The organism is Prauserella halophila, assembly GCF_024171895.1.
In the GTDB taxonomy this organism is placed as follows: Bacteria; Actinomycetota; Actinomycetes; order Mycobacteriales; family Pseudonocardiaceae; genus Prauserella; species Prauserella halophila.
This window is the reverse complement of record NZ_JAMTCQ010000008.1, coordinates 1-26,231: the sequence shown is the minus strand read 5'-3', so window position 1 is coordinate 26,231 and position 26,231 is coordinate 1. Positions and strand designations below refer to the sequence as shown.

26 protein-coding genes are annotated in these 26,231 nt (G+C 72.0%); 10 read left to right on the top strand and 16 right to left on the bottom strand.

All coding sequences use genetic code 11. The features are described 5' to 3' along the window. Positions 1-10 precede the first annotated feature (10 nt). The 4 genes from hemG (at position 11) to LY41_RS00340 (ending at position 2,894) form a co-directional block, all read left to right on the top strand. On the top strand, positions 11-1,438 hold the full coding sequence (hemG, locus tag LY41_RS00355) for a protoporphyrinogen oxidase (protein WP_253861676.1): 1,428 nt from the start codon (positions 11-13) through the stop codon (positions 1,436-1,438). Between the two features lie 4 nt (positions 1,439-1,442). After that, positions 1,443-2,138: a hydrogen peroxide-dependent heme synthase gene (gene hemQ / locus LY41_RS00350; RefSeq protein WP_253861674.1), complete on the top strand. Its 696-nt coding sequence runs from the start codon at positions 1,443-1,445 to the stop codon at positions 2,136-2,138. Between the two features lie 77 nt (positions 2,139-2,215). Next, complete coding sequence (locus tag LY41_RS00345) at positions 2,216-2,491, top strand: FitA-like ribbon-helix-helix domain-containing protein (RefSeq protein WP_253861672.1); 276 nt, start codon at positions 2,216-2,218, stop codon at positions 2,489-2,491. After that, positions 2,481-2,894 carry a type II toxin-antitoxin system VapC family toxin gene (locus LY41_RS00340; RefSeq protein WP_253861670.1) on the top strand — a complete coding sequence of 138 codons (414 nt, stop codon included), beginning with the start codon at positions 2,481-2,483 and terminating at the stop codon, positions 2,892-2,894. Before LY41_RS00345 ends, LY41_RS00340 begins: the two co-directional genes overlap by 11 nt. Before the next feature lie 129 nt (positions 2,895-3,023). Here LY41_RS00340 and msrB read toward each other — a convergent pair whose 3' ends face one another. From msrB to LY41_RS00305, 7 genes are all read right to left on the bottom strand, one after another. Next, positions 3,024-3,479 (bottom strand): peptide-methionine (R)-S-oxide reductase MsrB, encoded by a 456-nt coding sequence (gene msrB / locus LY41_RS00335; protein WP_253861668.1) that lies wholly within the window; start codon positions 3,477-3,479, stop codon positions 3,024-3,026. 10 nt (positions 3,480-3,489) lie between these two features. Then, complete coding sequence (locus LY41_RS00330; protein WP_253861666.1) at positions 3,490-3,789, bottom strand: hypothetical protein; 300 nt, start codon at positions 3,787-3,789, stop codon at positions 3,490-3,492. A 63-nt stretch (positions 3,790-3,852) separates the two neighbouring features. Then, the gene (locus LY41_RS00325) at positions 3,853-5,292 is read right to left on the bottom strand and encodes a serine/threonine-protein kinase (RefSeq protein WP_253862819.1); all 1,440 of its coding nucleotides are present in this window, start codon (positions 5,290-5,292) and stop codon (positions 3,853-3,855) included. Positions 5,293-5,509: 217 nt separating this feature from the next. Further along, entirely contained in the window at positions 5,510-6,193 is a 684-nt protein-coding gene (locus LY41_RS00320; RefSeq protein WP_253861664.1) for a TVP38/TMEM64 family protein, read from the bottom strand. A gap of 29 nt (positions 6,194-6,222) precedes the next feature. Beyond that, positions 6,223-7,479 carry an AMP-binding protein gene (locus tag LY41_RS00315; RefSeq protein ID WP_253861662.1) on the bottom strand — a complete coding sequence of 419 codons (1,257 nt, stop codon included), beginning with the start codon at positions 7,477-7,479 and terminating at the stop codon, positions 6,223-6,225. A gap of 167 nt (positions 7,480-7,646) precedes the next feature. Then, positions 7,647-9,188 (bottom strand): alpha/beta hydrolase, encoded by a 1,542-nt coding sequence (locus LY41_RS00310; RefSeq protein ID WP_253861661.1) that lies wholly within the window; start codon positions 9,186-9,188, stop codon positions 7,647-7,649. A 177-nt stretch (positions 9,189-9,365) separates the two neighbouring features. After that, a complete protein-coding gene (locus LY41_RS00305) occupies positions 9,366-10,139 on the bottom strand; it encodes a pyrimidine reductase family protein (RefSeq protein WP_372493037.1) in 774 nt (257 codons plus the stop codon). A gap of 108 nt (positions 10,140-10,247) precedes the next feature. Between LY41_RS00305 and zapE the strand changes: the two genes are divergently transcribed. Continuing rightward, positions 10,248-11,300, top strand: coding sequence for a cell division protein ZapE (gene zapE / locus LY41_RS00300; protein ID WP_253861659.1), 1,053 nt, complete (start codon positions 10,248-10,250; stop codon positions 11,298-11,300). Here the strand turns inward: zapE and LY41_RS00295 are convergent. Beyond that, positions 11,248-11,865 carry a phosphatase PAP2 family protein gene (locus LY41_RS00295; RefSeq protein ID WP_253861657.1) on the bottom strand — a complete coding sequence of 206 codons (618 nt, stop codon included), beginning with the start codon at positions 11,863-11,865 and terminating at the stop codon, positions 11,248-11,250. The two genes, zapE and LY41_RS00295, sit on opposite strands and share 53 nt — an antisense overlap. Positions 11,866-11,951: 86 nt before the next feature. On the opposite strand from LY41_RS00295, the gene LY41_RS00290 reads away from it, so the two are divergent. Next, positions 11,952-13,388: an NAD-dependent succinate-semialdehyde dehydrogenase gene (locus tag LY41_RS00290; protein WP_253861656.1), complete on the top strand. Its 1,437-nt coding sequence runs from the start codon at positions 11,952-11,954 to the stop codon at positions 13,386-13,388. Positions 13,389-13,451: 63 nt separating this feature from the next. Here the strand turns inward: LY41_RS00290 and LY41_RS00285 are convergent, their stop codons facing one another. Continuing rightward, entirely contained in the window at positions 13,452-14,819 is a 1,368-nt protein-coding gene (locus LY41_RS00285) for a DUF2252 domain-containing protein (protein ID WP_253861655.1), read from the bottom strand. 35 nt (positions 14,820-14,854) lie between these two features. Beyond that, on the bottom strand, positions 14,855-16,111 hold the full coding sequence (gene rocD / locus LY41_RS00280; RefSeq protein WP_253861653.1) for an ornithine--oxo-acid transaminase: 1,257 nt from the start codon (positions 16,109-16,111) through the stop codon (positions 14,855-14,857). A 157-nt stretch (positions 16,112-16,268) separates the two neighbouring features. On the opposite strand from rocD, the gene LY41_RS00275 reads away from it, so the two are divergent. Further along, positions 16,269-18,425, top strand: coding sequence for a S9 family peptidase (locus tag LY41_RS00275; RefSeq protein WP_253861651.1), 2,157 nt, complete (start codon positions 16,269-16,271; stop codon positions 18,423-18,425). Positions 18,426-18,480: 55 nt separating this feature from the next. Here LY41_RS00275 and crcB read toward each other — a convergent pair whose 3' ends face one another. The 3 genes from crcB to LY41_RS00260 form a co-directional block, all read right to left on the bottom strand. Continuing rightward, a complete protein-coding gene (gene crcB / locus LY41_RS00270; protein ID WP_253861649.1) occupies positions 18,481-18,858 on the bottom strand; it encodes a fluoride efflux transporter CrcB in 378 nt (125 codons plus the stop codon). Next, the gene (locus LY41_RS00265; protein WP_253861648.1) at positions 18,855-19,259 is read right to left on the bottom strand and encodes a fluoride efflux transporter FluC; all 405 of its coding nucleotides are present in this window, start codon (positions 19,257-19,259) and stop codon (positions 18,855-18,857) included. Before LY41_RS00265 ends, crcB begins: the two co-directional genes overlap by 4 nt. A 117-nt stretch (positions 19,260-19,376) precedes the next feature. Then, positions 19,377-20,021, bottom strand: a complete 645-nt coding sequence (locus LY41_RS00260; protein ID WP_253861646.1) for a dihydrofolate reductase family protein — start codon at positions 20,019-20,021, stop codon at positions 19,377-19,379. A gap of 219 nt (positions 20,022-20,240) precedes the next feature. Here LY41_RS00260 and LY41_RS00255 point away from each other — a divergent pair, with 219 nt between their 5' ends. Continuing rightward, entirely contained in the window at positions 20,241-20,609 is a 369-nt protein-coding gene (locus tag LY41_RS00255) for a YciI family protein (RefSeq protein ID WP_253861645.1), read from the top strand. Next, positions 20,606-21,832 (top strand): RNA polymerase sigma factor, encoded by a 1,227-nt coding sequence (locus LY41_RS00250; protein ID WP_253861643.1) that lies wholly within the window; start codon positions 20,606-20,608, stop codon positions 21,830-21,832. The genes LY41_RS00255 and LY41_RS00250 overlap by 4 nt, the downstream gene beginning before the upstream one ends. A gap of 61 nt (positions 21,833-21,893) precedes the next feature. Here LY41_RS00250 and LY41_RS00245 read toward each other — a convergent pair whose 3' ends face one another. Then, a complete protein-coding gene (locus LY41_RS00245; RefSeq protein WP_253861642.1) occupies positions 21,894-22,997 on the bottom strand; it encodes a hypothetical protein in 1,104 nt (367 codons plus the stop codon). 482 nt (positions 22,998-23,479) lie between these two features. Here LY41_RS00245 and LY41_RS00240 point away from each other — a divergent pair, with 482 nt between their 5' ends. Further along, entirely contained in the window at positions 23,480-23,887 is a 408-nt protein-coding gene (locus LY41_RS00240; protein ID WP_253861640.1) for a hypothetical protein, read from the top strand. An 89-nt stretch (positions 23,888-23,976) separates the two neighbouring features. Here the strand turns inward: LY41_RS00240 and LY41_RS00235 are convergent, their stop codons facing one another. Further along, positions 23,977-25,302 (bottom strand): DUF222 domain-containing protein, encoded by a 1,326-nt coding sequence (locus LY41_RS00235; protein ID WP_253861638.1) that lies wholly within the window; start codon positions 25,300-25,302, stop codon positions 23,977-23,979. Positions 25,303-25,383: 81 nt separating this feature from the next. Then, positions 25,384-25,710 (bottom strand): hypothetical protein, encoded by a 327-nt coding sequence (locus tag LY41_RS00230; protein ID WP_253861636.1) that lies wholly within the window; start codon positions 25,708-25,710, stop codon positions 25,384-25,386. Positions 25,711-26,231: the final 521 nt, after the last annotated feature.

The following is a 26,231-nucleotide window of genomic DNA, read 5'->3' as shown; positions in this document are numbered from 1 at the left end:
GGAGCGCGCTGTGAGGGTCGCGGTCGTCGGGGGAGGCGTCTCCGGGCTGACCGCCGCCTATCGTCTCCGCACGCTGCTCGGCCGGGACGCCGCGATCACCGTGTGCGAGGCGTCCGGCGAGCTCGGCGGCAAGCTGCGCACGGTGTCGCTGGCCGGCGTGCCGTGCGACGTCGGTGCGGAGGCGTTCCTGGCGCGGCGACCGGAGGCCCTCGACCTGGTACGTGAACTGGGCCTGACCGACCGGCTGCGGCATCCGTCGGGAGCGTCGTCGAGCCTGCGCGCGGGCGGCGCGACCACGGGCCTGCCGAAACGCACCGTCATGGGGATCCCCGCCGACCCGGATGCGGTCGCGCACGTGCTGTCCGAGGCGGGGGCCCGCGCCGTCGCGGGGGAGGCGGGACTCCCGCCGGTCGAGCCCGTCGGCGACGACGCGTCGCTCGGCCTGCTGCTGCGCGCGCGGCTCGGTGACGAAGTGGTCGACCGGCTCGTCGATCCGCTCCTCGGCGGTGTGTACGCGGGCGGTGCGGACGGTCTCGGTCTCCGCGCGGTGCTGCCCGCCCTCGCGCACGCGCTGGACGGCGGGGCCGGGTCGGTGACGTCGGCGATCTCCGCCCAGTTGCCGGATCCGGCGGCCCCGCCGAACCCCGCACCGGTGTTCGGCACTCTCTCCGGTGGCCTCGCCGCGCTGATCACGGAGCTCGAGGCGCGTGCCGGCGCCGACGTGCGGCTCGGGGTTCCGGTGCGCGCGGTGAGCCGTCGCGAGGGCGGTGGCTGGCGCCTGACCTTCGGCGCCGTCCCCGCGGCGCACGCCCCGGCCGCACCCGATCTCGACGTCGACGCCGTCGTGCTCGCCGTTCCGGCACCGGCGGCCGCGCGCCTGCTCGCCGACGTGGCGCCCGCCGCCGCAGCCGCGTACGGCGAGGTCGAGCTCGCGTCGATGGCCGTGGTCGCCCTGGCCCTGCCCGCCGGGACCGCGCTGCCCGACTCGTCCGGGTTGCTGATCGGAGCGGGCGAGCACACGCGCGACGGCGGGCGGTTCACCGCCAAGGCGTTCACGTTCTCCGCGCGCAAATGGCCACACCTGGCCGCACCGGACGGGCCCGTGCTGCTGCGGGGGTCGGTGGGCCGGTTCGGTGACCTCGTCGCGCTGCGTGCCACCGACGACGAGCTCGTCCGGTGCGTCCGTGCGGATCTCGCGGAGCTGACCGGCATCACCGCCGAGCCGGTCGAGGCCCGGGTGCAGCGCTGGGGCGGCGGACTGCCGCAGTACGGCGTCGGGCACGGCGACCGTGTGGCGCGCATCGACGCGGCCGTCTCCGCCCTGCCCGGGCTCGCCGTCGCCGGAGCGGCACTCCACGGCGTGGGCATTCCCGCCTGCATCGGGACGGCCGACGCCGCCGCCCGGCGCGTGGCAGCCCGGACGACGGTGGGATCATAGGGCCATGGCTCGGTTGAATTACGACGAACTGAACAGCACGCTCCGGTACACCATGTGGTCGGTCTTCCGGGTCGAGCCCGGCACGCTCGGCGACGACCGCGACGCCGCGGCGCAGGCGACCGCCGAGTACCTGGACGCTCTCGAAGGCAAGGGTGTCGTGGTCCGCGGGGTGTACGACGTCGCGGGCATGCGCGCCGACGCCGACTTCATGATCTGGTGGCACGCCGAGGAGGTCGAACAGCTCCAGGCGGCCTACACCGCGTTCCGTCGCACGACGCCGCTCGGCCGCGTGTCCACGCCGGTCTGGAGCCAGGTGGCGCTGCACCGGCCCGCCGAGTTCAACAAGAGCCACGTCCCGGCGTTCGTCGCGGGCGAGGACCCGAAGCGCTACGTCTGCGTGTACCCGTTCGTGCGCTCCTACGAGTGGTACCTGTTGCCGGACGACGAGCGCCGGACGATGCTCGCCGACCACGGCAAGGAGGCCCGCGACTACCCGGACGTGCGTGCCAACACCGTGCCCGCCTTCGCGCTCGGTGACTACGAGTGGATCCTCGCGTTCGAGGCCGACGAACTGCACCGGATCGTCGACCTCATGCGGCACCTGCGCGGCACCGAGGCGCGGCGCCACGTGCGTGAGGAGATCCCGTTCTACACGGGTCCGCGCATCGAGCCGAGTGATCTGGTGCGCACGCTGCCCTGAGGCGGCGCGATGGTCCACCCGGCCGCTGCAGTGTCGACCGCCATAGCGCCAGAATGGCGCAGCGCTAAAATGGCGCTATGGCGACCATTCAGATCCGTGACATCCCGGACGAGGAGTACGAGGCCCTGCGCGCCGCGGCCAGCGCGGAGGGCAAGTCGCTGCAGTCCTACATGCGGGAACAGGCGGGCTTCCTGGCGCGGGTCGCGCGGAAGCGATCGGTGTTCGAACGCCTGCGGGCCGAGTTGACCGAGCGGAACGAACCCGGTGTCACGGCGGAGACCGTCGTGTCCGATCTCGACGACATCCGGGGCCCGTGGCCGGGCGACGAGGATGCGAACCATCGTGGGCGATGAGGTCGTGGCCGACGCCTCGACGCTGGTGGTGATGTTGACCGAGCTGACACCACGGGCCGAGGAACTGGGGAGACGTCTCGCCGCCGGTGCGGTGCACGCGCCGCACCTCGTCGACGCCGAGGTGGGCGACGTGCTTCGCAAGCACGTGCTGCGGGGCGGCCTCTCGCCCGACGGTGCGGCGGCGGCACTGGCCGCGGTGGACCTGGTGGTCGACGAACGCTATCCCCACGCGGGGCCGTTGAGCCGCGGTGCCTGGGAGCTGCGGGACCGCGTGCGATTCTACGACGGGCTGTACGTGAGCCTGGCCGTGCGGCTCAAGCTTCCCCTGGTCACCGCGGATGCGCGGTTGGGCAGAGCACACGGGGTGCCGTGCGACGTCGAGGTCGTTCCCGCCGCAGCGTGAGGCGCGCCCCACGCTGCGGCCGGTCCCGTGAGTTCCCGCAGGCTTCACGGGGCGGATGCCCTCATTCGACGGGGACTCCTACTCCGCGGGGACTCCTACTCTGCGGGGACTCCTACTCTGCGGGGACTCCTACTCTGCGGGGACGAGGCGCAGCGCGACCGAGTTGATGCAGTAGCGCTGGTCCGTCGGCGTCGCGTAGCCCTCGCCCTCGAAGACGTGTCCGAGGTGGCCGTGGCACGACGCGCACAGCACCTCGATGCGCACCATGCCGAGCGAGGCGTCCTTGCGCAGGATGACGGCATCGGAGTCGGCCGGATCGTAGAACGACGGCCAGCCGCAGTGGCTGTCGAACTTCGTCGTCGAACGGAACAGCTCGGCGCCGCAGCCCCGGCACTCGTAGACGCCTTCGGTGGTCGTGTCGGTGTAGTCGCCGGTGAACGGGCGCTCGGTGGCCGATGTGCGCAGCACCGCGTAGGCTTCCGGCTCCAGTTCGGCGCGCCACTCGTCGTCGGATTTCGTGACGCGGGCAGTGGTCTGGGCGGGACTGGTGCTCTCGGCGGGAGTGGTGTTCGCGGCGGGATCCATACCGCCCAGATTACCCGGCCAGGTGCGTGACGAAGGCGCTCAGCTGGTCCCAGGCACCGACGACGACGCCCAGCAGAAGCAGCAGGATGATCAGCACGGCGGTCCACCAGCGCAGGCCGCTCGCGCGGGTGCTGCCCTCGGCGAAGTCGGCCACGCCGCGCAGCGACCCTTCGACCGTGAACGCCGGATCGGCACGCTGCATCCGGTTCAGGTGGTCGGCGAACTCCTGGGCCTCCGGATCGTCCGGATCGAGCCCGACGAGTTCGTCGTCGAACAGTCGCCGACGGCGGGTGGCCTCGTCATCCGGCATGGTGCCCACGGTAGGACATGCGCAGTCGGTAGGACATGCGCACTGGCGTGCCCGGGTCGCCGGTCAGCGCGACACCCCCGCCTGCGGCCGGGTCTCGCCGTCGAGCTTCAGTTCGCCGTCGGCGTTGACGACCCGCACCGTGTGGGGCCGCTTGCCGTCGCCGAAGTCGAGCTGGACCTGGATGTCGACCGAACCGTCGGCGTTCTGGCCATCGGGGGCCGACGCGTCGGACCATCCGGACAGACTGTGCTCGTCCCAGTACGTCTCGAAGTCCTCCTCCGAGCCGTAGGCAGCCTGGGCCGAGGGGGTCAGCCGGTCCCACTCCGGGTCGTTGTAGAACTCGCCGACCAGGGCTCCGGCGTCCCCCCACTCGACGGGCTCGTCGGAGCCGGACTGCGTGCTCGAGGACGGGGGCGCCGTCGAGGAGACCGGGTCCCGCGGCTGCGACGGGTCGCCGCCCGCGGCCGGGTCGTCGTCCCCGCCGCCGAGTGCGAACACCAGCACCGCGGCGACGGCCAGCACGGCGATGCCGGCCGCGACCAGCAGCAACGGGGTGCGCCGTCTGCCACTCGTGCCGCCTTCGTCCGCGGTGGCTGCCGAGGTCACGGCGGGCGTGCCCGTGGCGGTCGACGGCGGGGCGGAACGCTGGTCGCCGCGTTGCCACGGTGCCGCGGGCCTGCGGCCACCGCCGTGATCGGCCACCGCGGGTGAGACCGCGGTGGCCGCGAGCGGGGGCCCGGCGGTCGGTGCGCCACCTGCCAGCTGGGCGAGTTGCTCCTGCGCCTCGCCCATCGTGGGGCGTTCGTCGGCCTCGGTACGCAGCAGGCTCATCAGCAGCGCGGTCGCCTGGCCCGCGTGGTGAGGAGGGTTGATCTGCCCGTTCGCGGCGGCATAGAGCAGTGCGAGCTGGTTGGTGTTGTCGCCGTACGGGGGCAGGCCTTCGATCGCGTGGTACAGGGTCGCGCCGAGGGCGAACACGTCGGATGCGGGCGTCGGGTCCGCACCGCGTGCGAGTTCGGGTGCGAGATACGCCGGAGTCCCGCCGATGAGACCGGTCTGGGTGAGCGTCAGGTCACCGCTGGCCCGCGAGATACCGAAGTCGGTGATCTTGCAGGTGCCACCGGAATCGATCAGCAGGTTGCCGGGCTTGATGTCACGATGCACGATCCCCGCCCGGTGGGCCGCGACCAGCGCGGCGGCGACCTGTTCGCCGATGCGGGCGACCTCGGGCACCGGCAGGGTGCCGCGCTCGGCGAGGATCGCGGACAGGCTCTGTGAGGGCAGGTACTCCATGACGAGCACGGGGTCGCCGTCGTGTTCGGTGATGTCGAACACGACGATGGCACCCGGATGCTGGAACCGGGCGGCGTTCCTCGCCTCGCGCATGGCGCGCTGGCGCACGGTCGTGCGCTCGGTCTCGGACAGACCGGGCTGCGTCAGGATCTGCTTGACGGCGACCGACCGTTCGAGGCGTTCATCGACGGCGCGCCACACGATGCCCATGGCGCCGCTGCCGACGTGCTCTACGAGGCGATAGTGGCCTGCGACCAACTGACCGGTGTCGATGACGCCTTCTCCTCGGGTACTGCTCGGCTGCTGCTCGAGCCCGTCGTTGTCGTGACGGCCCGAGCTCTCGAAAAGGGACCGGTGCGCCACCCCGCTAGCGCCCGTGTCGAGTGTAGCTTCCCGCCTCGGCGCGGCCCGATCGAACCGGGGCCGCCTAGTCGGCTGCGCCGTCCGGACGGGACGCCACCCCGGCCATCCGATCGCCGGCCGGTGCCGCCGTGCGGATGACGCGCAGCAGTCCGGCAGCGCCCAGTGCGGCGAACACGCCGTAGCAGATCAGCAGCGCAGTCGGTGTGTTACCGGTCAGGGCGTCGCCGAGAACGACCACGGCGATCGTGCCCGGAACACTGCCGAGTGCGGTGCCGACGAGATACGGCCGAAGTGCGAGCGAGGACACACCGCAGCAGTAGCTCAACGGGGCGAACGGCACGACCGGGATCAGCCGCAGCGACGCGACGGCCAGCATACCGCCGCCGGAGAGTCGCGCGTCGACGGCGTGCACGGAGGTGCGGTGCAGATTGCGGGTGACGAACTCCCGGCCGAGCAGGCGCGCGAGCTGGAATCCGCACAGACCGGACACGATCGTGGCGGTGAGGGCGACGACCACGCCGGAGACGTGCCCGAGGAGCAGACCGGCGGCGAGGTTGAATGCGGTGCGGGGGACGGGTGCGATCGTGCACACGGCGTAGGCGGCCAGGAACACGACCGAGGCGGCGGCACCCGCCTCGTCCGCCCAGGCGCGCATCTCGGCCGGGGAGGGGATCGGCAGCAGCAGCGCCGCGAGAACGAGCGCCGCGAGCAACAGGATTCCGAGAAGCAGTGTGGTCCGGCGCGGCACGGATCAACCGTAGTGGACGGTCGGGGCGCTCACGCGTCGCGGTCCGCGGGACCGTCGTAGCGCACGTCGCCGCCGGGGGTCAGCGTGCCCAGGTCGCCGGTGGGGAACCAGTCGGCTGCGGCCGTGCCGTGGCTCTCGGAACGCGGTTCGGGTACGCAGGCACCGCGTAGCTCGACGACTCCGCTCTCGCCGTCGGCGACGGGCTCGCCGGACTCGGGGTCGGTCACGCGGACGTCGACGTCCGCGCACACCGGATGGCCGCCGCCGAGCCACCGGTCGGCGGTCGACCTGCCGGTGGGCCACACCGCGAACGGTGCGAGCACCCCGGCCGGGGCGTAGAAGCCACGGGCCGGTATGCCGAGTTCGTCGAGCCGCTGTGCGGCGTCGGCGGAGGTGGCGTTCGCGATGCCCACCCATCGGAGCGACGGCAGCACCGCGCCGGCGTCGTGACTCCGGGCGTGGCAGGACTTGGCCAGGCGCAGCGCGGTCGCCTCGTCGGCGGCCAGGTGTGTCGCCCCGAACCGGGCGAGTTCGCCGGGCAGGGTGGTTTCGTCGAGCCTGGGGTCGAACAGGTACGTCGCGCCGCCCGCGAGCGCCGCGAGGGCGAACGACCACGCGATGGGACGCGTCGCCGGGCGGGTGCAGACGACCAGGTCGCCGTCGCCGAGCCCGAGCGCCGTTGCCGTCGAGGTCGCGTGCCGCACCACGACCGATTCCCGGTAGCAGGCCAGCCCGGGGGCGAACGCCACGGCGGGTTCGTCGCCGCTGGTCGCCGGCATCGGCATGCCCGCGGTGGCGGCGCTGGGCTGCCACGCACCGCCGCCCAGATCCCACGCCGACGGGTCGACCGGGGGCTGGGACCACGGGCCGGGCACGACCGCGACGGCGGGTGCCGGGTCGCCGGGCGTGGCGGCGCATTCCGCACGGAGGTGGTCGGTGAGCGTCGCGGGCACGTCCCGGTCGAGCGCGAGGACCCGCGGTCGGGTGTCGGTCACGGCGCGCGCCAGTTCGGCGGTCGGCGCCGCAGGGTCGAGTCCGACGGCGCACGCGCCGAGCGAGGCCGTCGCGATCTGCCAGCCGAGCAGGTCGGACCAGTTCGGCAGGCACACGGCGACGACGTCACCACGCCCCACGCCCGTCGTCGCCAGATCCGCGCGCAGCTGCAGCGTGCGCCGCCACAGTTCGGAGCGGCTCACGTGGACGGGCTGCGCGGGATCGGCGTCGATCGCGATGATGGCGTGTGGGTCGTGCTTGGTCAGACCGGAGAGCAACGACAGAAGATTCACCGCGCGACAGCGAAACATTCCCCATGCCCTCCGTCAAGTAACGCTTCGCCGGGTACGCGCGATGATCGACAGCGGCGCTGTGGTCGCTGCGGCCGGTGGCGAGCGGTTCCGTTCGGGCCGGGCCGGGCCCGAACCCCGGACGGGCGTGCCCGGTCACGCGCGGCGGGTCACGCCGGGCACAGGGTGCCGTCCCGCGGCACCTCGCCGTCGACGAGGAATCCCCGCGCCGCGTCGGTGACACACGCCGAGCTCAGCGCGCCGTGCCCGGCGCCCTTCCATGCCACGTGCACCGCACGCGGCATCTGATCGGCGGCCCGGACCGTTCCCTTGCCGGGGGTGACCGGGTCGGTCTCGGTGCTGACGACCACGATCGGCGGCGTGTGCTCGGAGGCGATGTCCCCGGGCTCGTCGGACCGGGTGGGCCACGGACTGCACCACACCAGCTCCTGAGCGAGCGCGGCGCCGAACACGGGGTGGTTGCGGGCGAGGTCACGGGCGGTCGAGGCCAGCCGGTCGGCGGGCTGCCGGGTGACGGTGTCGTTGCACTGCGTCGCGATCGTGCCGTCGAGGCGGGCCGCGGCGAGCCGGTCTTCGACGATGTGGGGACGCACGAATCCGAACAGCGGGTTCGGGTCGCCGGAGCGCGCTGCGGCGACGGCGTCGGCGAGATCGGCCCAGCGGTCACGCTGGGCGAGGCCGGACAGTACCGCGCGGACGGCCAGCTGCGGGGTGAGCCGGTACCCGCCGGAGGTCAGCGGTGCGCCGCGGTCGAGCTCGCCGGTCAGTGCCGTGACGTCGGCGCGCAGGTCGCGGCCGAGCTGCGCGCCCGCGGCGTCGAGGGTGGCTTCGGCGCCACCGGCGACCCCGTCGAGCACGGTGGCGTGGTCGTCGGACGGATCCGGCATGCCGTCGAGGACCATCCGTCCGGTCTTGTCGGGGAACCGTGCGCTGTACACGGCGAGCACGCGGGAGCCCTCGCCGTGTCCGAGTGCGTGGAGACGGTCCATGCCGAGGTTCTCGCGGAGGGTCTCGAGGTCGCTCGTGGTGCGCCGGGTGTCGATGGCGCCCTGTTCGTCCTCGAGCGCGATGGCGCACTGCTGCCCCGCGGTGCGGGCGGCATCCAGCGGCCGCTGGATGCCCTCCGACGGGTCGCTGTCGAGCAGGGTCGCCCGCTCGGCGGACGGGATGCAGCGCACGGCGTCCGAACCGCCCGTGCCGCGGCGGTCCACGCCGATCAGCGAGAACTGTTGCAGCAGCTCGTCGGGCAGCGTCGCGGCCAGTCGCGCGGCGTACCGGGTGCCGGGTTCGCCGTCGACGTCGTTGACGACCACCAGCGGCACCGGACCGTCGCCCGCCTTGAGCACCGACATGCGGGCGAGCCCCTGCCCGGGCATCCCGGGCGGGTCGAGGGTGGTCGTGAGGTACGCGCATTCGTAGTTCAGGTTCCGGCCGGCGGCCTCGCCGAGCTGTTCGCGCGTCTCGGCGGCGCAGTCGGACCAGCCGATGCGGGACGAGCCGGGCTCACCGAGCGGCGGTAGCGGCGCCGGCGATTCCTCGCGGTCGCGTTCGGTCGGTGCCGGGGCGTCGTTCTGGACCACGGCGGGCCGCGTCGACGGGCCGACCGTGCACCCGGCGACGACGAGGACGGGAAGCAGGGCGGCCAGCACGGCCCGCCGGGCGTGGCGACGTGGCGGATGGCGGCGCGGCAACGGTCAGGTCCTCACTCGGGTCGGTCGGCGGTGCCGTGCACCGGGCGGACACCCGGTGACGGCGGTGCGCTCCCTCGGCGGCGCGGGCGTCACTGTCGCACGCGCGCGGTGAGCGTGCCGTGAGGGCCGCGCGAGGGCCGGACGCCTCGGGCCGCGGGGAGGTCGCCCGTTGCCGATTCAGTGTCGCCGGTAGCGGGCGAGCAGGAAGCCGTCGTGGTGCAGCAGCGACTCCAGCGTCATGGCACGGGGCGTCGTCGGCAGCCCAGCGACGATGCGGCCCGGTCCGGGTCCGGCCACCATCGGGGCGTAGGTCAGGCACAGCTGGTCGATCAGGTCGGCGGCCACGAGCGAGGCGAACAGGTGCGGCCCGCCTTCGCAGTCGATGCGGCGGAGGCCGTGGTCGTCGAGCAGGCGGACCGCCGCGGCAGGCTCGACGGTGTCCTCGCCGGCCAGCAGCACGTCGGCGCCCGCGTCGGTGAGCGCGGCCCTGCGGTCGGCGGGAGCGTCGGCGGTCGTGATGACGAGCGTCGGCACCGACGTCTCGGTGATGACCGGCGCGTCCGGCGGGATCGAACAGCGGCGCGTCACGACGGCGATCGGCGGAACGTCCGACAGGCCGTGGCGGCGCCTGCGCGCGCGGCGGGTCTCGTTGGTCCGGGCCCCGCGATAGTTCTCGCCCAGTGCGGTGCCCGCGCCGACGAGCACGACGTCGGCCAGGTCGCGGCCCAGCAGGAACACGCGCTTGTCGGCCGGGCTGGACAGGCCCGCGGACAGTTCGTCGACGCTGACGGCCCCGTCGGCGGAGGCGACGAAGTTGGCCTGGATCCAGGGCCGGTCGAGGTCGGCCGGATAGCCGTAGAGCGCTTCGAGGTCGGTGTCGGTCAGCTCCCGCGCAGCGGCCTGCGTGCCGTCGGGATCGGATGCGGTCGGTACGGGCCACAGCTGGTGCACTGCGCCATCCCAGCACGGCCCGTCGCCGCACGCAGTACCACCGCGCCCGTCGCGGCCCGGGTCACATCGGGGAGGGGCGCGAGCCGGGCGGCGACTAGCCTGAGGACCATGCCTGCCGAGAAGCTGACCGAGCGTCGTCCCGAGATCGGTGCGGACGAGCTGATCACCACGCTCGTGCCCCCGCCGCGGTTCGACGAGGTGCGGCTCTCGACCTACATTCCCAACCCCGACGAACCCAGCCAGGCCACCGCGATCACCGATTGCGGCGCGTTCGCCGAGCGGGTCGGTGCGGCCGGCGGCAAGCGCTCCGGACTGCGCGGGCTGTTCGGCCGCAGGACCGGGGACCGGGCGGATGACGGCCCCCTCGGGTTGTACCTGGACGGCGGGTTCGGCGTCGGCAAGACCCACCTGCTGGCCTCGATCTGGCACGCGGTGCCCGGGCCGAAGGCGTACGGCACGTTCGTCGAGCTGACCCACGTGGTCGGCGCGCTCGGGTTCGGGGAGGCCGTGCGGCGCCTGTCCGAGCACCGGCTGCTGGCGATCGACGAGTTCGAACTCGACGATCCGGGTGACACGATGCTGGTCAGCAGGCTGATCAAGGAGCTGACGGCGGCGGGCGTGTTCGTCGCCGCCACGTCGAACACGCTGCCGGACAAGCTGGGGGAGGGCCGGTTCGCCGCCGAGGACTTCCTGCGGGAGATCCGGGCGCTGTCGGCGAAGTTCGGGGTCGTGCGGGTCGACGGTCCGGACTACCGGCACCGCGGCCTGCCCGAGCCGCCCGCCGCGCTGAGCGACGACGCCCTGAACGCCTCCGCCGAGCAGCGCCCCGGCGCGACGCTCGACGACTTCGACGCGCTGTGCGGCCACCTGGCGGGCCTGCATCCGTCCGCGTACGGCCGGCTGGTCGACGGAGTGCCGGCGGTGCACATCCGCGGCGTCCGGGCGGCCGACGACCAGGCCATCGCGCTGCGGCTCGTGGCCCTGGCCGACCGGCTCTACGACCGCGCGATCCCGGTGCAGGTGTCGGGCGGCTCGCTCGACTCGCTGTTCACAGCGGAGATGCTGGCGGGCGGCTACCGCAAGAAGTACCTGCGCGCCATCAGCAGGCTCACGGCTCTCGCGCGGGACGCCGAGGCGTCGGCGCCGGCCTCGCGCGGGTAGCCGTCCGCGCCACCTGAACCAACCGCGCCACGGCGAGCGTCACGGCGACGGCGAGTGCGCCGCCGCCCACGACGTCGGTCGCGTAGTGGTGACCGAGCCCGACCAGGCCGATGCCGGCCACCGCGCCGACCGCGGCCGCGGCGGCCGCCGGCCCGCGGCGCCGTGCCGGCGGTGAGGCCAGGACCAGTACGGCGAGGGTCGCGACCAGCGCCGTCGTGTGTCCGCTGGGGTAGGCGAGATGGTCGTCGTACCAGCGGTCGAACAGCGGTTTCGCCACCCAGGAGGCCAGCGCGGTGGCCAGTGCGGGGGCGCCGAGCGCGGTCGCCGCGACGTCCCACCGGCGCCGCCACAGCGCGCCGACGGTGAGCAGTGCCAGCGCCGTCAGCCACACCGGCGGCTCGGTCGGCAGCACGAACGCGGTGAGCACGTCGTCGTCGAACCGGCCGGCGAAGGTGGTGACGGCGGAGTCGACGGCGGTCGGGGTGCGTCCGCCGGCCACGACGACGCCCATCGCGACGAAGCCCGTCGCGAGCAGGACGAGGGTGCAGGCGAACGCCACCGGCATGGCGGCATCGTAGAGTCGGTGCCGACACCGGTCGAACCACACCCGTGGCCGCACATCGAGCGCACGCGATCAAGGAGGTTTCCGAGATGGCCTACCCGGACACCCGGCTCTTCATCGACGACGACTGGCGGGACGGGGAGGACGGACGCCGGATCGACGTCCACAACCCCGCGACCGGCGAGGTGATCGGCGGCGTGGCGCACGCTTCGCGCCGGGATCTCGACGCCGCCGCCGACTCGGCGCGCCGCGGCTTCGAGGTGTGGCGTGACTACACGCCCGCGCAGCGCGCCGCGATCATGCGCCGGGCGGCCGGACTGGTGCGCGAGCGGGCCGACGAGATCGCCGACCTGATGACCCGCGAGCAGGGCAAGCCGCTGGTCGAGGCCAAAGGCGAGATCCTGGCAGGCGCGGACATCATCGACTGGTTCGCCGACGAGGGCCTGCGCGTCTACGGCCGGACGGTGCCGCACCGCGCCGACCCGACGATCCGCCAGCTCGTCGTGAAGGACCCGGTCGGACCGGTGGCGGCCTTCACCCCGTGGAACTTCCCGATCAACCAGGTGGTGCGCAAACTCGGCGCCTGCCTGGCCACGGGCTGCTCGATGGTCGTCAAGGCCCCCGAGGAGACTCCCGCCAGTCCGGCGGCGCTGGTGGGCGCGTTCCAGGACGCCGGCCTGCCCGCCGGGGTGCTCGCGCTCGTGTACGGCGATCCGGCGGAGATCTCCGAGTACCTGATCGCGCACCCGGCGATCCGCAAGATCACGTTCACGGGGTCGACCGCGGTCGGCAAGCAGCTGGCCGAGCTCGCCGGCAGGCACATGAAGCGGGTGTCGATGGAGCTGGGCGGGCACGCGCCGGTGATCGTGTGCGAGGACGCCGACGTGGAACGCGCCGTGAAGATCATGGCCAAGTCGAAGTTCCGCAACGCGGGCCAGGTGTGCATCTCGCCGACACGGTTCCTCGTGCACGAGTCGGTGCGCCCGGACTTCGCCAAGGCACTGGCGCAGTCGGCCACCGGCGTGACGGTGGGCGACGGACTGGCCGACGACACCCAGATGGGCCCGCTGGCCAACAGCCGCCGACTCGACGCCATGGCCTCGCTGTACGACGACGCGGTGGGCCGTGGCGCGGCCACCCTCGCCGGCGGCGAGCGGATCGGCGAGGCGGGCAACTTCTGGGCACCGACCGTGCTCGACGACGTCCCGTCGGACGCGCGCCTGTTCAACGAGGAGCCGTTCGGGCCGGTCGCCGCGATCCGCGGGTTCACCGACCTGGACGAGGCGATCACCGAGGCCAACCGGTTGTCCTACGGCCTCGCCGGCTACGCGTTCACCCGCTCGCTGGCCGCCGCCGACACGCTGACGCGGAAGGTGGAGGTGGGCATGCTGTGGGTCAACATGCCGGCCACACCGTCGGCGGAACTGCCGTTCGGCGGCGTGAAGGACTCCGGCTACGGCACCGAGGGCGGTCCCGAGGCGATGGAGGCCTACCTGAACACCCGCTCGGTCGCCATCGCGCACTGACGACACGCCATCACGCACCGGCCGGCCCGGCCGCACCGGTCGGCCGGTGCGGCCGCCCTCGGCTCAGTCGTCCTCGAACTCGGCGTCGAGCTTGCCCGCCTTGATCGCGGCGACGAGTTCGGCGTGGTCGGCCTCGGTCCGGTCGGCGTAGCGCACCGCGTACCGGCCGACGGCCTCGTCCATCTCGCTGTCCTCGGCGAAGTAGCCCGCCAGCAGCCGCGGGTCGAGTGAACGGGTGTGGGCCCGCGCGAGCAGCGCGCCGGCGAGTCTGCCGTAGTCGTCGAGGTGCCCGCCGTCGAGGCCGGTCGGGTCGATGTCGCCCTTCATGTTGCGGAACTGGCGCACGATGTACGGCCTGCCCTCGATGGTGGTCCAGCCGAGCAGGATGTCGGTCTCGGCCTGCACCAGGCGCGCGCCGTGCACGATGCGGTGTCCCTCGTGGTCCCACGGTTCGGGGTCGAGGACGTCGGTCAACGCGGAGGGGCACGCCTCCTTGAGCTGCAGCACGAGCGCCTCGTCCCCGTTGCCCCGCAGCAGCGCGATGTAGCCCCGGCGGCCGACGCTGCCCGTGCCGACGACGCGGAAGGCCACATCGGACACCGAATAGCGGGTGATGAGGTTGCGCCGGGATTCGCGGAGCGTGTCCACATAGGATTCCAGGCCACCGATGACGGCGTCGGCCGTCGCGTCGTCGACCGCGGTGCGCTTCGGCGGGTCCTCGGTGAAGCGCCACTCGCTGTCGCCGGAGCCGTGCGAGTACTCCTCCGTGCGCTTTGCCGCGATCTTGGCGCTCGTGTTCTTCCTGGCCTTCGCCGCGGCCTTCTCGAAGTCGTCCATCAGCTCGTCGGCCTTCGCCTTCTCCACGACCGACGAGTCCGGCAGCGCATTCCACGACCGCAGGAACGGCACCTCGGCGAGTTCGCGCACCGTGCGGCGGTACGACTTCACGACGGCCTCGGCCGCTTTGCGGCACTTCTTGTCCGAGACGTCGCCTTCGCGGCCCGCGAGTACGAGGCTCGTCGCCAGCCGCTTGAGGTCCCATTCCCACGGGCCCGGCACGGTCTCGTCGAAATCGTTGATGTCCATGACGATCTCGCCCTCGGGCGTGCCGAAGAGCCCGAAGTTGGCTGCGTGGGCGTCCCCGCACAACTGCGCGTGCATCCCGCTGGACGGCGTCCCGGCGAGGTCGGCGGCCATCAGCCCGGCGGCGCCGCGGTAGAACGCGAACGGCGACGCGGCCATCCTGCCGTGCCGCAACGGCAGCAGCTGCGGCAGGCGCCCGGCGTTGCTCGTTTCGATGTAGGAGAGCACGTCCGGGCGCTGCGGGTTGACCGCGTCGTGGTCGTGGGAGACGGGCGGGGTGGCGTCCCGCATCGCCTTCCCGCGAGCGACGATGTCGTCGGTGCTCACCGGCGTGCGCAGATCGATCATGACCCCCATTCTGCCTACGCCGGGACTCCGCGGGGTCAGCCGGTGACGACGGCTTCGATCGCGTCGATCCCGCGGTCGAGTTCGGTCTCGGTGATCACCAACGGCGGCGCGATCCGCAGGGTCGAGCCGTGCGTTTCCTTGCAGAGCACGCCGCGTTCGCGCAGCGCGGTGGAGGCCTGCCGGCCGGTCGGCCCGCCGGATGCGATGTCCACGCCCGCCCAGAGGCCGCGGCCCCGCACCGCGCTGACGCCGTGGCCGACGAGCCCGGACAGGCGCGTGTGCAGGCGTTCGCCCAGCGTGGCGGCCCGCTCGGCGAACTCGCCGGTCGACAGCAGCCGCACCACGGCACGGCCGACGGCGCAGGCGAGCGGGTTGCCCCCGAACGTCGAGCCGTGTTCGCCGGGCTGCAGCACGCCGAGGACGTCGCGGCGGCCGACGACGGCCGACACCGGCACGATGCCACCGCCGAGGGCCTTGCCGAGGGTGTACAGGTCCGCGTGCACGCCCTCGTGCTCCAGTGCGAAGACCGTGCCCGTGCGGCACAGGCCGGACTGGATCTCGTCGGCGATGAGCAGGGCCCCCGCCTCGTCGCACAGCCTGCGGGCCTCGGCCAGGTATCCGGCGGGCGGGACGACGACGCCCGCCTCGCCCTGGACGGGTTCGACCAGTACGGCCGCGGTCTGCTCGGTGATGGCTCCGGCGAGCGCCTCGGCGTCGCCGTAGGGCACGACGTCGAAGCCCGGGGTGAAGGGCCCGAAGTCGGCACGCGCGTCGTCGTCGGTGGAGAACGAGACGATGGTCGTGGTGCGCCCGTGGAAATTGTCGGAGGCGACGACGATGCGCGCCTGCCCGTCCGGCACGCCCTGCACGCGGTGGGCCCACTTGCGCGCGACCTTGATCGCCGATTCGACGGCCTCGGCGCCGGAGTTCATCGGCAGCACCATCTCGGTGCCGGTCAGCTCCGCGAGCTCGCGGCAGAACAGGCCGAACCGGTCGTGGTGGAACGCGCGGGAGGTCAGCGTGACCCGCTCCAGCTGCTCCGTGGCCGCCGCGACGAGGTCCGGGTGCCGGTGCCCGAAGTTCAGGGCCGAATAGCCGGACAGGAAGTCCAGGTAGGTCGCGCCTTCGACGTCGGTGACCGTGGCGCCCTCGCCGCCGGCGATCACGACCGGCAGCGGATGGTAATTGTGCGTGCTCCACTGCTCGTCGAGTGCGATGTAGTCGGCCGAGGCCGCCGGTGCTGCGGCCGGCGGCGTGGACGTGGGGGCGGCGCGGTCGGCAAACGTCGTCATGCGTTCAGATTAGGGCCGATCAGGTGTCGAGATCAGCCGGAATGCATTGCGCAGAAGCGAGAATTCTTGCGCGCTGTCCCCGATCGGGCGGCTATTCGTTGTGCTCGGCGTGGCAGCGGCGGGCACCGGGGTGCGGCCATGGTGGAGCGCCCTGGTCATGACAGAGTGTCTGTCCGTGACAGACGATCTCTCCTTCCTCCGCGCACAGGCACGTACCCAACGGTTCACGCTCGGCACGCCCCGGCAGTTCCAGGTCACGCCCGACGGCGAGCGCGTGCTGTTCCTCCGGTCCGAGTCCGGCCACGACCGGCGCAACAGCCTGTGGCAGCTCGACGTCGCGTCCGGTGAGGAGTCGAAACTCGTCGACGCGGCCGAGTTGCTGCCCGGTGAGGAGGACCTGCCCGCCGAGGAACGGGCCCGGCGCGAACGTGCGCGGGAGACCTCGGGCGGCGTCGTCGGCTACGTGACCGACGCCGCGGGCACGGTTGCGGCGTTCTCGCTGTCCGGCAGGCTCTACACCGCCGACCTCGGGACCGGCGCGGTGCGGATGCTGGTCGACGCGGCGGTGATCGATCCGCGGCCGAACCCGCAGGGCACCCACGTGGCCTACGTGGCGGACCGGCGGTTGCACGTCGTGGACCTGGCGACCGGTGACGACCGCGTCGTGGCCGCCGAACCGGAGGAGACCGACAGCGAGGACGTCAGCTGGGGGCTGGCCGAGTTCATCGCCGCCGAGGAGATGCGCCGGGTGCGCGGCTACTGGTGGTCGCCGGACGGACGGAGCCTGCTGGCGGCGCGCAGCGACCGCTCCGACGTGGCGCGCTGGCACATCGCCGACCCGGCCAACCCCGCGGCACCGGTGAACACGGTCGCCTATCCGGCGGCGGGCACGACGAACGTCGCCGTGTCGCTGGCGGTCGTCACGCTCGACGGAGGCCGGGTGGACGTGCCGGCCGGCGAGTGGGAGTACCTCGTCGCCGCGCACTGGTCGGCGGGCGGGCCGCCACTGCTGACGGTGCAGTCGCGGGACCAGAAGCACCTCGAGGTGCGGGCCCTCGACGTCACCCACGGGTCGACGCGGCTGCTGCACGCCGAGAAGGACCCGGACTGGGTCGAGATCGTCCCCGGGGCCCCGGCGTGGACCGCCGACGGTCGGCTCGTGCACGTCGGCGTCGCCGACGGGGCCTACCGGCTGTTCGTCGACGGCACCGCGGTGACCGGTACGGACCTGCAGGTGCGCTCGGTCATCGACGTCGGCGAAGAGGTGCTGTTCAGCGTCTCCGGCGACGACCCGACCCAGATCCACGTCTACCGCACCGAGGGCGGTGCGGTGCGGCGGCTGTCGGAGGGCGTCGGTGTCCACAACGGAGCCGGGACGGCTGAGGCGGCGGTGCTGGCGTCGTGGAGCCCGGACTACGCCGGCATCCGCGTCTCCGTGCTGGCCGCAGGGGAGCGTGTCGCCGGCATCGCGTCCGTCGCCGCCGAGCCGGGCATCACGCCGAACGTGCACTGGCTCGAACTGGGGGAGCGCGGGCTGCGCGCCGCGTTGGTGCTGCCCACGGGGCACGAGCCGGGCGACGGATCGCTGCCCGTGCTGCTCGACCCCTACGGCGGGCCCCACGCACAGCGGGTGCTGCGCAGCCGGAACGCGATGCTCACCCCGCAATGGCTGGCCGACCAGGGATTCGCGGTGCTCGTCGTCGACGGCCGCGGCTCGCCCGGCCGCGGGCCGGAGTGGGAACGGGCGATGGCGGGCGACCTCGGCGACGTCGCGCTGGCCGACCAGGTCGACGCGCTGCACGCCGCGGCGGAGCGGTTCGGCGACCTCGACCTCGCGCGGGTCGCCATCCGCGGCTGGTCGTTCGGCGGCTACCTCGCGGCCGCAGCGGTGCTGCGCAGGCCGGACGTGTTCACGGCGGGTGTCGCGGGTGCTCCGGTGACCGACTGGAGCCTGTACGACACGCACTACACCGAGCGCTATCTCGGTCATCCCGACGAGCGGCCGGAGCTCTACGAGCGCAACTCGCTGATCACGGATGCGCCGAAGCTGGAGCGTGCGCTGCTGATCGTGCACGGACTCGCCGACGACAACGTGTTCGTCGCCCATGCACTGCGGCTCTCCTCGGAGCTGCTGGCCGCGGGCCGGATGCACACGTTCCTGCCGCTGGCCGGAGCGACGCACATGACGCCGCAGGCCGAGGAGGTCGCCGAGAACCTGATGCGCACGCAGGTGCGGTGGCTCAAGGAGCAGCTCGGCGTGACGCCGGGCGGCGACGACCCGGCGGAGCCGGTGGGCACGCTCGCGGCCCAGTGAGGCCGGGCCGCTCGCCGGTGCCGGTCCTGCCGGCCGACCGCCGTGGCCGCGGCGGTCAGCTCCACAGGGCGCTGCCGGCGAGCAGGCCTGCGAGCGCGGCGGCGAATCCGGAGAGGACGGTCACCGCGACGTTGGCGGCCGCGTGCCGGTGCCGCCGCTGGCTGATCAGCTGCACGGTGTCGTAGCCGAAGGTGGAGAACGTCGTCAGCGAGCCGCACAACCCGACGCCCGCCAGCGCGAACACGGAGCCACCGGCGGTGCCGGTGGCGAGCACCCACGCGGTGAGCAGGCCGAGCAGCGCCGAGCCGAGTACGTTCACCACGAGCGTGCCCCAGGGGAATGCGGAGACGCGGCCCCGCTGCATCCGCAGGTCGATGAGGTAGCGCAGCATCGCACCGCCCGCTCCGCCGAGCATCACCATCGCCGCGGTCATGCGGGGCTCCGCGGCGGGTCGAGCAGCCGGCGGACGCCCGCGATGCCCGCGACGACGGCCAGCAGCGACGCGAGGACCGATCCGGCGGCGTAGGCGAATGCGGTGACGAGGTGCCCGTCGTAGGCGGTCGAGAGCGCGTCGAGTACGTACGTCGAGAACGTCGTGAACCCGCCGAGCACGCCGACCCCCAGGAACGGGCGCAGGAGCCGGGGTTGTGGCGCCTGCCGGGTCAGGACGGCCATGAGCGCGCCGAGGGCGAGACAGCCCGCGACGTTGCCCAGGAGCGTCGCGACACCCGCCGGCGACGGCAGGGCCGCGCCGAGTCCGTAGCGTGCGAGGCTGCCGAGCGCGCCGCCCGCGGCCACGGCGAGCAGCACGTCCCAGCGGCGAATCCCGGTCATCCGCCCATCATCACCGATCGCCGCCGGGCATCCCGCGCAGGCCGCCGGAATTCGGACCGCGGCCGGGGTCCCGACCCCGATCCGAACCCCGGCCGCGGCGGAGGGCGCCCAGAAGAATCAGCGCCGCCAGAAGAAGTGGTGCACGACGCCGCTCGAACTCGGAACGCGTTCCAGGTGGAAGCGGTCGGTCAGTTCGTCGGGGGAGTCCCAGAGCCGTTTCCCGGCGCCGAGTTCGGCCGGGGTGACGGCGATGTGCAGGTCGTCGATCAGGTCCGCGTCGAGGAAGGCGCGCAGTGTGGTGACGCCGCCGCCGATGCGGACGTCGCCGCCGTCGGCGGCCGCCTTGGCCCGCTCGACGGCGTCGCGGGGAGTGGTGTCGAGGAAGTGGAACGTCGTTTCGCCGAGCGTCAGACTGGGGCGCGGATGATGGGTGAGTACGAACACCGGCGTGCGGAACGGCGGCTCGTCGCCCCACCAGCCCTGCCACTCGTGATCCGGCCACGGGCCGGTCTGCGGGCCGAACTTGCCGCGCCCCATGATCTCGGCGCCGATGCCGTGGGCGAAGTCGCGGGTGATCCAGTCGTCGAGTCCCCGGTTGCCGCCCGGTTCGGTGCGGTTGACCCAACTGGCGGTGGCTCCTGCCCAGGCGAACAGCTCCCCGGGGTCGACGTCGCCGAATGGTTGGTCGAAGCTCTGGTTCTCGCCCGTGCCGACGCCGTCGGCGGTGACGGTGAAGCAGTGGACCCGGACTCGCTGTGTCATGTCGTCTCCTCGGATGTCGCCGGTCGGTGGTGAGCGCGTGGCGCGGGACGCGCTCGGTGAGTGGTCGTCACCGGCCGGCGGTTCGCGACACCGTCGGCAGCGAGTCCTCGGCCAGAATTCTCTGCGACATCCGATCGCCCCGCGCTGTCGCATCGGCCGGACCGGTGACGACCCCCTGGTGTGCCGCCACGGTGGCGGCGCCCGAATCGAGGAGGAACTGTGAAGTACGTGATCCTGATGCAGGTCGACCCGGCGGTGCTGGAGAACCTCACCGAGGAGCAGCAACAGCAGATCGGGGAGGGGCACGGCGCGTTCATGGCCGAGACCAAGGAGAGCGGCGAGTTCGTGGCGACGCAGGCGCTCGCCGATCCGAGCCGGAGCAAGGTCGTCCGGAGCGGCGCCGACGGGCCGGAGGTGACCGACGGTCCGTTCGTCGAGAGCAAGGAGTACCTGGGCGGGTTCTACCTGGTGGACGTCGCCGACGAGGGGCGGGCGCTCGAACTGGCGAAGCGGATCCCGGACGCGGGCATTCCGGGGCTGGCGTTGGAGGTGCGTCCGGTGATGTTCGCGGATCCGGGCGAGGGATGACCGAGCCGGACCGGGCGGGGGACCCGTGGCGTGATGCGGCGCCGCGGGTCCTCGCCCGCCTGCTGCGGGCCTACGGCAGTGGCCGGTTCGACCTGTGCGAGGACGCGGTGCAGGAGGCGCTGTTCGACGCGTACCGGCAGTGGCCGTCCGGACTGCCCGACGATCCGGTGGGGTGGCTGACGTCGACCGCCCGCCGCCGGTACGTCGACCGGGTCCGCAGCGACGCCCGCCGCCGGGACCGCGAGGAGCGTGCGGCGCGGTTACACCCTCCGGTGCACCCGGAAGTGGCCGAGCAGGACGATTCGCTGTTGGTGCTACAGCTGTGCTGTCATCCGGAGCTGCCCCGGTCGGGGCGGGTCGCGTTGACCCTGCGTGCCGTGGCGGGCCTGAGCACGGCGCAGATCGCCGGTGTCTACCAGCTGCCGGAGCGCACGATTGCCCAGCGCGTCACGCGTGCCAAGCGCAGGCTGGCCGCGGTGGGCAGGGCGCTGCCGCGGCCCGAACACGCGGCGGAGCGGCTGACGTCGGTGCTGGACGTGCTGTACGTGATGTTCACCGAAGCGCACCACACGACCGGCGGTTCGCCGCCGCGCGACGCCGATCTGGCTGCCGAGGCGATCCGCCTGACGCGATCGTTGCGGCAGAGCGTGCCCGATTCGGCCGAAGTGGCCGGGCTGCTGGCGCTGATGCTGCTGACCGAGGCGCGCCAGCCCGCGAGGATCGGCCGGGGCGGGGTGCTGCGCCCACTCGATGAGCAGGACCGTTCACTGTGGGACCGCGCGCTGATCGACGAAGGGACGGCGCTGGTCGAGCGGACCGTGCCGGGCGTCGAGCCCGGGCCGTACCTGCTGCAGGCGTGCATCGCCGCGCTGCATGCGGAGGCGCCCGACACCGAACGGACGGACTGGGACGAGATCCTCGTGCTGTACCGGCTGCTGGAGGCGGCGACCGGGCACGCGAACCCGACGATCACGCTGAACCGCGTCGTCGCGCACGCCATGGTGCACGGCGACGCGGCCGGTCTGGCCGGTCTGGACGAGCTCGAGGCGGCGCACCCGGGGCTGCCCCGGGTGGATGCGGTGCGGGCGCACCTGCTGGAACGGTCGGGACGGGCCGAGGAGGCGGTGGCCGCCTACCGCCGGGCGATCGCCGCTGCGGACAACCTCGCGGAACAACGGCACCTGCGGGACCGGTTGCGGCGGCTGACGGCGAGCGAGGACTGAGTGGGGGCGACGGCTGACCCGGGCCGGATGGTGGGGAGCGACGCGGCGGCGGCCGTCGCCGCTAGGCAGGTCGTGCCTGGGTCGTCCGTGCCTTCGCAGGTGGCCCCTGGGGTGCCGATGCCGCGTCGCGGGCGGCGTCCGCGGCCCGTTGCGGTGCGTCCGCGGTATTGGCGATCTGGCGGGTCGCGGTCTGGGCCGACACCGTGTGAGTAACGGCGTTCCTCGGTGTGCCGTTGCGCTGTGTCGTTGGCTGCTGTGAGGTTGTTGGCTGCCGTGAGCTGGTGCGCTGTGCGGGTGCCTGCGGTGCGGGCGCCTGTTGTGCCGGCGCCTGTTGTGCCGGCGACTGCTGTGAAGGCGCGGTCTGGTGGGCTGCGTTCCGGGGAGTCTCGGCGCGCGCGGGTATCTCGGCTGCGGGCGCGTCCGCGACGTCGCGTCGGTCGGCGGTGCCGGCCTCGTGGATCTCGGTCTCACCGGCCGTGGCGAGGCTGGCGCTGATCGTGCGCTGGAACTGGCGGTGCACGGTGGCCAGTTCGTGGCGCAGCGCGTGGACGCCCTGCGTCACGGGGTCCTTGTCAGACAGGGTGCCGGTTTCGGCGGCGCGCAGCAGGACGTCGATGTGGCCGTGCAGGCGCTGATGGACGTAGCCGAACGCGATGAGCTGATGCTGCAGCTCCAGACTCGGGGACGTACGCGCGAGCGCCTTGATCATCGTGTCCTGCCAGCGCTGGCAGGACTGACGGTAGTGCCGGTTCGCGGACTGCCGGTAGTGCGGTGCCACCTGGGTGTCGAGGCCGACGCGGATGAGTTCGGAACTGGTGTCGACGAGTTCGCGGGCGGCCGTGGTGAGGGCGTAGGCCCACTCCCACTGTTCGGCCCGGGCACTGTCCCGGTTCTCCTGCTGGGCCTGTTCGAGCTGGGTGTTGGCGAGTTTGACCTGTTCCCACGCCCAGCGCGCCTGGTCGCGGGCGCTCTCGTCGGCCTCGGTCGCCTGCCCGGCGTGGTTCTGTGTCTCGGTGGACAGGTCACGGACGCGGACGGCCAGTCTGCGCATCTGCTGTGCCTGCCGGCGGGCCACCACGAGCTGCCAGCCGGCGAGTGACACGGCGACGATCGCCACTGCTGCCAGGCCCACCGCGACCCAGAGGGCCACTTCCGCTGTCCGCATGGGGGCTGAGGTTCTCACATTCCGTTCCGGTAACCATGGGGGTGAGGTTGGACTCACCGGTGCGGATGTGTGTTCTCACGGAGAGTGTTTCCGGGGTGTCGTTGTGCTACTGGACGGCCAGAACGACTGTGCCCGCCCCGGCGTGAACGGCCCTCGTGGACACCGCCGGACGACGCCACTTCTCCGGTCGAATCGACCGGAGAGCCGAAACGTACCGGTAGGCGACGTGTGCTCATCGCCGCAGGCGTCACCGCGGTCGCGGCTACGGGGGCGAGCTTCCTGGTGCGAGACGTTATTCCCCGTCGAGACGGTCACGGCTCCGCCATTGCTGCAGTTCGAACCAGCCATGCACAGCGGGCCAGTACGGGATTTGCTGTCTAGCCTGGCCGAACGGGCACGTAATCAGCCTGTGCCACCCGGATCCGGCAAGGTGATCTATTCGCGGATTTGCGTACGATCACACTCATTCCAGTCTTGACACCTTGAAGCCTCGACTTCTGCACACAGGCCGCGACTGGGACAGTGTTCAGTGGTTCGACGTTGCGGGCGGAAACTGGAGCGGTTATCTCCAGGATCCGTTGTTTGCCTCGGCGTTCCTGCAAGCACTCACCACCAAGTCGGGTGTCAGTATCGAGGGGCAAACGAGCGATTGTGCCGGCCGAAACGCCGTTGCGATCAGCGTCGAAGCATCCAAACCAGGGGACTGGTGTCCCGAACAACGGCTGCTCCTGCTTCTGAACCCGGAGCGCGGTGTGTCGATCTCGACCGACACGGTCGCACTGTCAGTAGACACGAGCGCAATGAAGGTGAATATCGCTACTCCCGCGACTATTTCGTACGTGCAGTGGAAGCAACACGCACGGGTACCAGATACGGAAACCCGTCCCTGAATTCAACAGATCACGTGGGTCGATCCCCGCCTAGAAAGGTGGGCTGCCGTGGTCCTGGCGTTCCGGGGCGGTGGTTTCTCGTTCCGGTTCTACTCGGGCGTCGTAGCGGTGTGCGGGGGCGCGGCGTGTCGGCGCCTGTCGTCCCGGGTTCTGACGTGTCGGGGCTGTGCGTCCCGGGTCCTGACGTCTCGAGTCTTGTCGTACCGGGTCCTGGCGTGTCGGGGTGGCGCGTGTGGGAGTGAGGACGGGGTCGCGGTGGGCGGTGTAGGTCGCCCGTGCGGAGTTGTCACGCGGGTGATGCCGTGGACCGGGTCGTAGCGGGTGTTCCAGCCGGGGTGGTCTTTGAGTCGGTGGTGTCGTCGGCAGCGGGGTCCGCCGTTGGCGACCGACGTCGACCCACCACCGTCACTGTCACTGTCACCACTGCTGCTGGTGGTCCAGGGGTGTTCGTGGTCGTGGTCGCAGTGCCGGGCGGGGCGGTGGCACCAGGGCATGACGCATTCGCGGTCCCGTACCCGCACCAACTCGCGGATCACCGCGCTCGGCCGCCGCCGGGTGCGCCCCAGATCCACCGGCTCGCCGGTGCCGGGGTCGCACAACACCGCCCGCCAGATACTCCGCTCGTTGGTCATGATCTCCCGCGCGATCGGGGCCGGGACGGGTCCGTACCCGTCCAGCTCGCACCCGTTGTTGGACAGTGACAGGGCCGCGTCGACGGGAACGTGGAGGTAGACCATGGCTGCCGCCTCCGGCGGGGAGACACCGGGGTCACGTCCCAGTAGCAGGTCGGCGGCCACGTCGGCGCGCAGTTGGTCCAGGGTGCGGCGGTCACCACCGTGCCGCAGTGATCGGGCCATCGCATCGACCCGCGAATAACAGGCGCCCGCCGTCTCGGACGGCAGGCTCACCTCCAGCGACGACACAGCGTGCTCGCCCGGCGTGAGTTCGACCTTGCGTTCCGCCCGCGCCTGCCGGGCACGTTCGGTTTGCCCGTCGGGGTCGGTCTTCTCCACGAGCCGGCGCACCCGCTGCGCGAGGTTGCCCGGCTGCCACGCCGTCTCCGGCGCGTCCGTCAGCTTCTCTGCGAGGAGACCGTCGACCTGCCGGGCGGTGTCGTCGTCGAGTGGATCGACCACGGCCAATACCCGCCGTGCGCCGTAGGACTCCACCTCACCGTTCTGCATCGCCGCGTGCAGCCGCGGCATCCGCCGCACCACCGACTTCCCGTCGTCCACACGCCGCTCGACTTCCCGCGTCGATACTCGCAACACCGGCGTCAACTCCTCCACCACACCCCGATCATCACCCACATCCGCCGCGATCTCCGCCAACAGCTCGAGTTCTTCGGCATCGAGCCGCGCCCGCCGAGCCCGAACACCACCGACCCGCTCGATCTTCTCCCTAATCCCATCCACAACACCAACCGTATCGAACTAAAGTTCGAGATAACCATGACACAATAGAGTGAACCATGCTCCGGCGGTGCGCGTCGAAACTCAAATCCCCTCCACTGCACGGGAGTCAGTCTTCACCCCGTCATCGCATTCGAGGAGCGTGAACGAACCACTCGACCGAGTCGGACGTGCAGGCGCGAACGACAGCCCAGCGCTTGGCTGGCCGGCTCGTCCACGGGTTCTTGCCCCGAAGATCGAGCCGGAAGCGCACTCCGGAAATCCACTGACGAGACCGCGGAGACCTCCCCGAATCCAGACAAAGGCCGATTCCCCATCCAGCACGATCACGGCGTTGTCGATCACGAACACCTTGTCGGCGCTGTGGGTGAAGTCGGGGCTCTGGGCTGTCTCACGCGCATTGGTCACCACCGTGACTCCACCGCGGGGTCGGGGAAGCTGCGGACGGAGTATCTACGCAGATCCCCGGGTGACCCCGGGTACAACGCTGTGTCGGCTACGGCTGTGATCGCCGGCCGAACCTACAAAGAGCCCCTGACCTCGAAAACTCCGAGATCAGGGGCTCTGTTTTGCCGGTCGGGCTGACAGGATTTGAACCTGCGACCCCTTGACCTTGTTCGCAGTGGCGCTGGTCTGCGGTGGCTGTGAGTGGACATGGCCTGGCCAGGCGTTGCGCTGTGGTCACATGTCGTCGGTTGCGAGCGTCTGCTGGCCGCATGTGACATGAATGTGGCATGCCGCCGCATGGGGCGGTCGGACGATCAACCTGCGATACCCGCTTTTTAAGCGGGTTACAGGGAGTCACTTGACGTGCGAGGGAGCAAGCGACTAGGGCGTGTCTGACAAATATTTGGGTGGTGTGCTGGGAGTGTGTGGGCATGTCGCGGTTCCAGCTGCTTTCGGATGCCCAGTGGTCGTTGATCGAGGACATG

Excerpts from the sequence above, each read along its gene's own strand:
- hemQ (WP_253861674.1), top strand. The coding sequence starts at position 1,443 with ATGGCTCGGTTGAATTACGACGAACTGAACAGCACGCTCCGGTACACC.
- LY41_RS00345 (WP_253861672.1), top strand. The coding sequence starts at position 2,216 with ATGGCGACCATTCAGATCCGTGACATCCCGGACGAGGAGTACGAGGCC.
- msrB (WP_253861668.1), bottom strand. The coding sequence starts at position 3,479 with ATGGATCCCGCCGCGAACACCACTCCCGCCGAGAGCACCAGTCCCGCC.
- LY41_RS00330 (WP_253861666.1), bottom strand. The coding sequence starts at position 3,789 with ATGCCGGATGACGAGGCCACCCGCCGTCGGCGACTGTTCGACGACGAA.
- LY41_RS00325 (WP_253862819.1), bottom strand. The coding sequence starts at position 5,292 with ATGGGCATCGTGTGGCGCGCCGTCGATGAACGCCTCGAACGGTCGGTC.
- zapE (WP_253861659.1), top strand. The coding sequence starts at position 10,248 with ATGCCTGCCGAGAAGCTGACCGAGCGTCGTCCCGAGATCGGTGCGGAC.
- LY41_RS00295 (WP_253861657.1), bottom strand. The coding sequence starts at position 11,865 with ATGCCGGTGGCGTTCGCCTGCACCCTCGTCCTGCTCGCGACGGGCTTC.
- LY41_RS00290 (WP_253861656.1), top strand. The coding sequence starts at position 11,952 with ATGGCCTACCCGGACACCCGGCTCTTCATCGACGACGACTGGCGGGAC.
- LY41_RS00285 (WP_253861655.1), bottom strand. The coding sequence starts at position 14,819 with ATGATCGATCTGCGCACGCCGGTGAGCACCGACGACATCGTCGCTCGC.
- rocD (WP_253861653.1), bottom strand. The coding sequence starts at position 16,111 with ATGACGACGTTTGCCGACCGCGCCGCCCCCACGTCCACGCCGCCGGCC.
- LY41_RS00275 (WP_253861651.1), top strand. The coding sequence starts at position 16,269 with ATGACAGAGTGTCTGTCCGTGACAGACGATCTCTCCTTCCTCCGCGCA.
- crcB (WP_253861649.1), bottom strand. The coding sequence starts at position 18,858 with ATGACCGCGGCGATGGTGATGCTCGGCGGAGCGGGCGGTGCGATGCTG.
- LY41_RS00265 (WP_253861648.1), bottom strand. The coding sequence starts at position 19,259 with ATGACCGGGATTCGCCGCTGGGACGTGCTGCTCGCCGTGGCCGCGGGC.
- LY41_RS00260 (WP_253861646.1), bottom strand. The coding sequence starts at position 20,021 with ATGACACAGCGAGTCCGGGTCCACTGCTTCACCGTCACCGCCGACGGC.
- LY41_RS00250 (WP_253861643.1), top strand. The coding sequence starts at position 20,606 with ATGACCGAGCCGGACCGGGCGGGGGACCCGTGGCGTGATGCGGCGCCG.
- LY41_RS00245 (WP_253861642.1), bottom strand. The coding sequence starts at position 22,997 with ATGCGGACAGCGGAAGTGGCCCTCTGGGTCGCGGTGGGCCTGGCAGCA.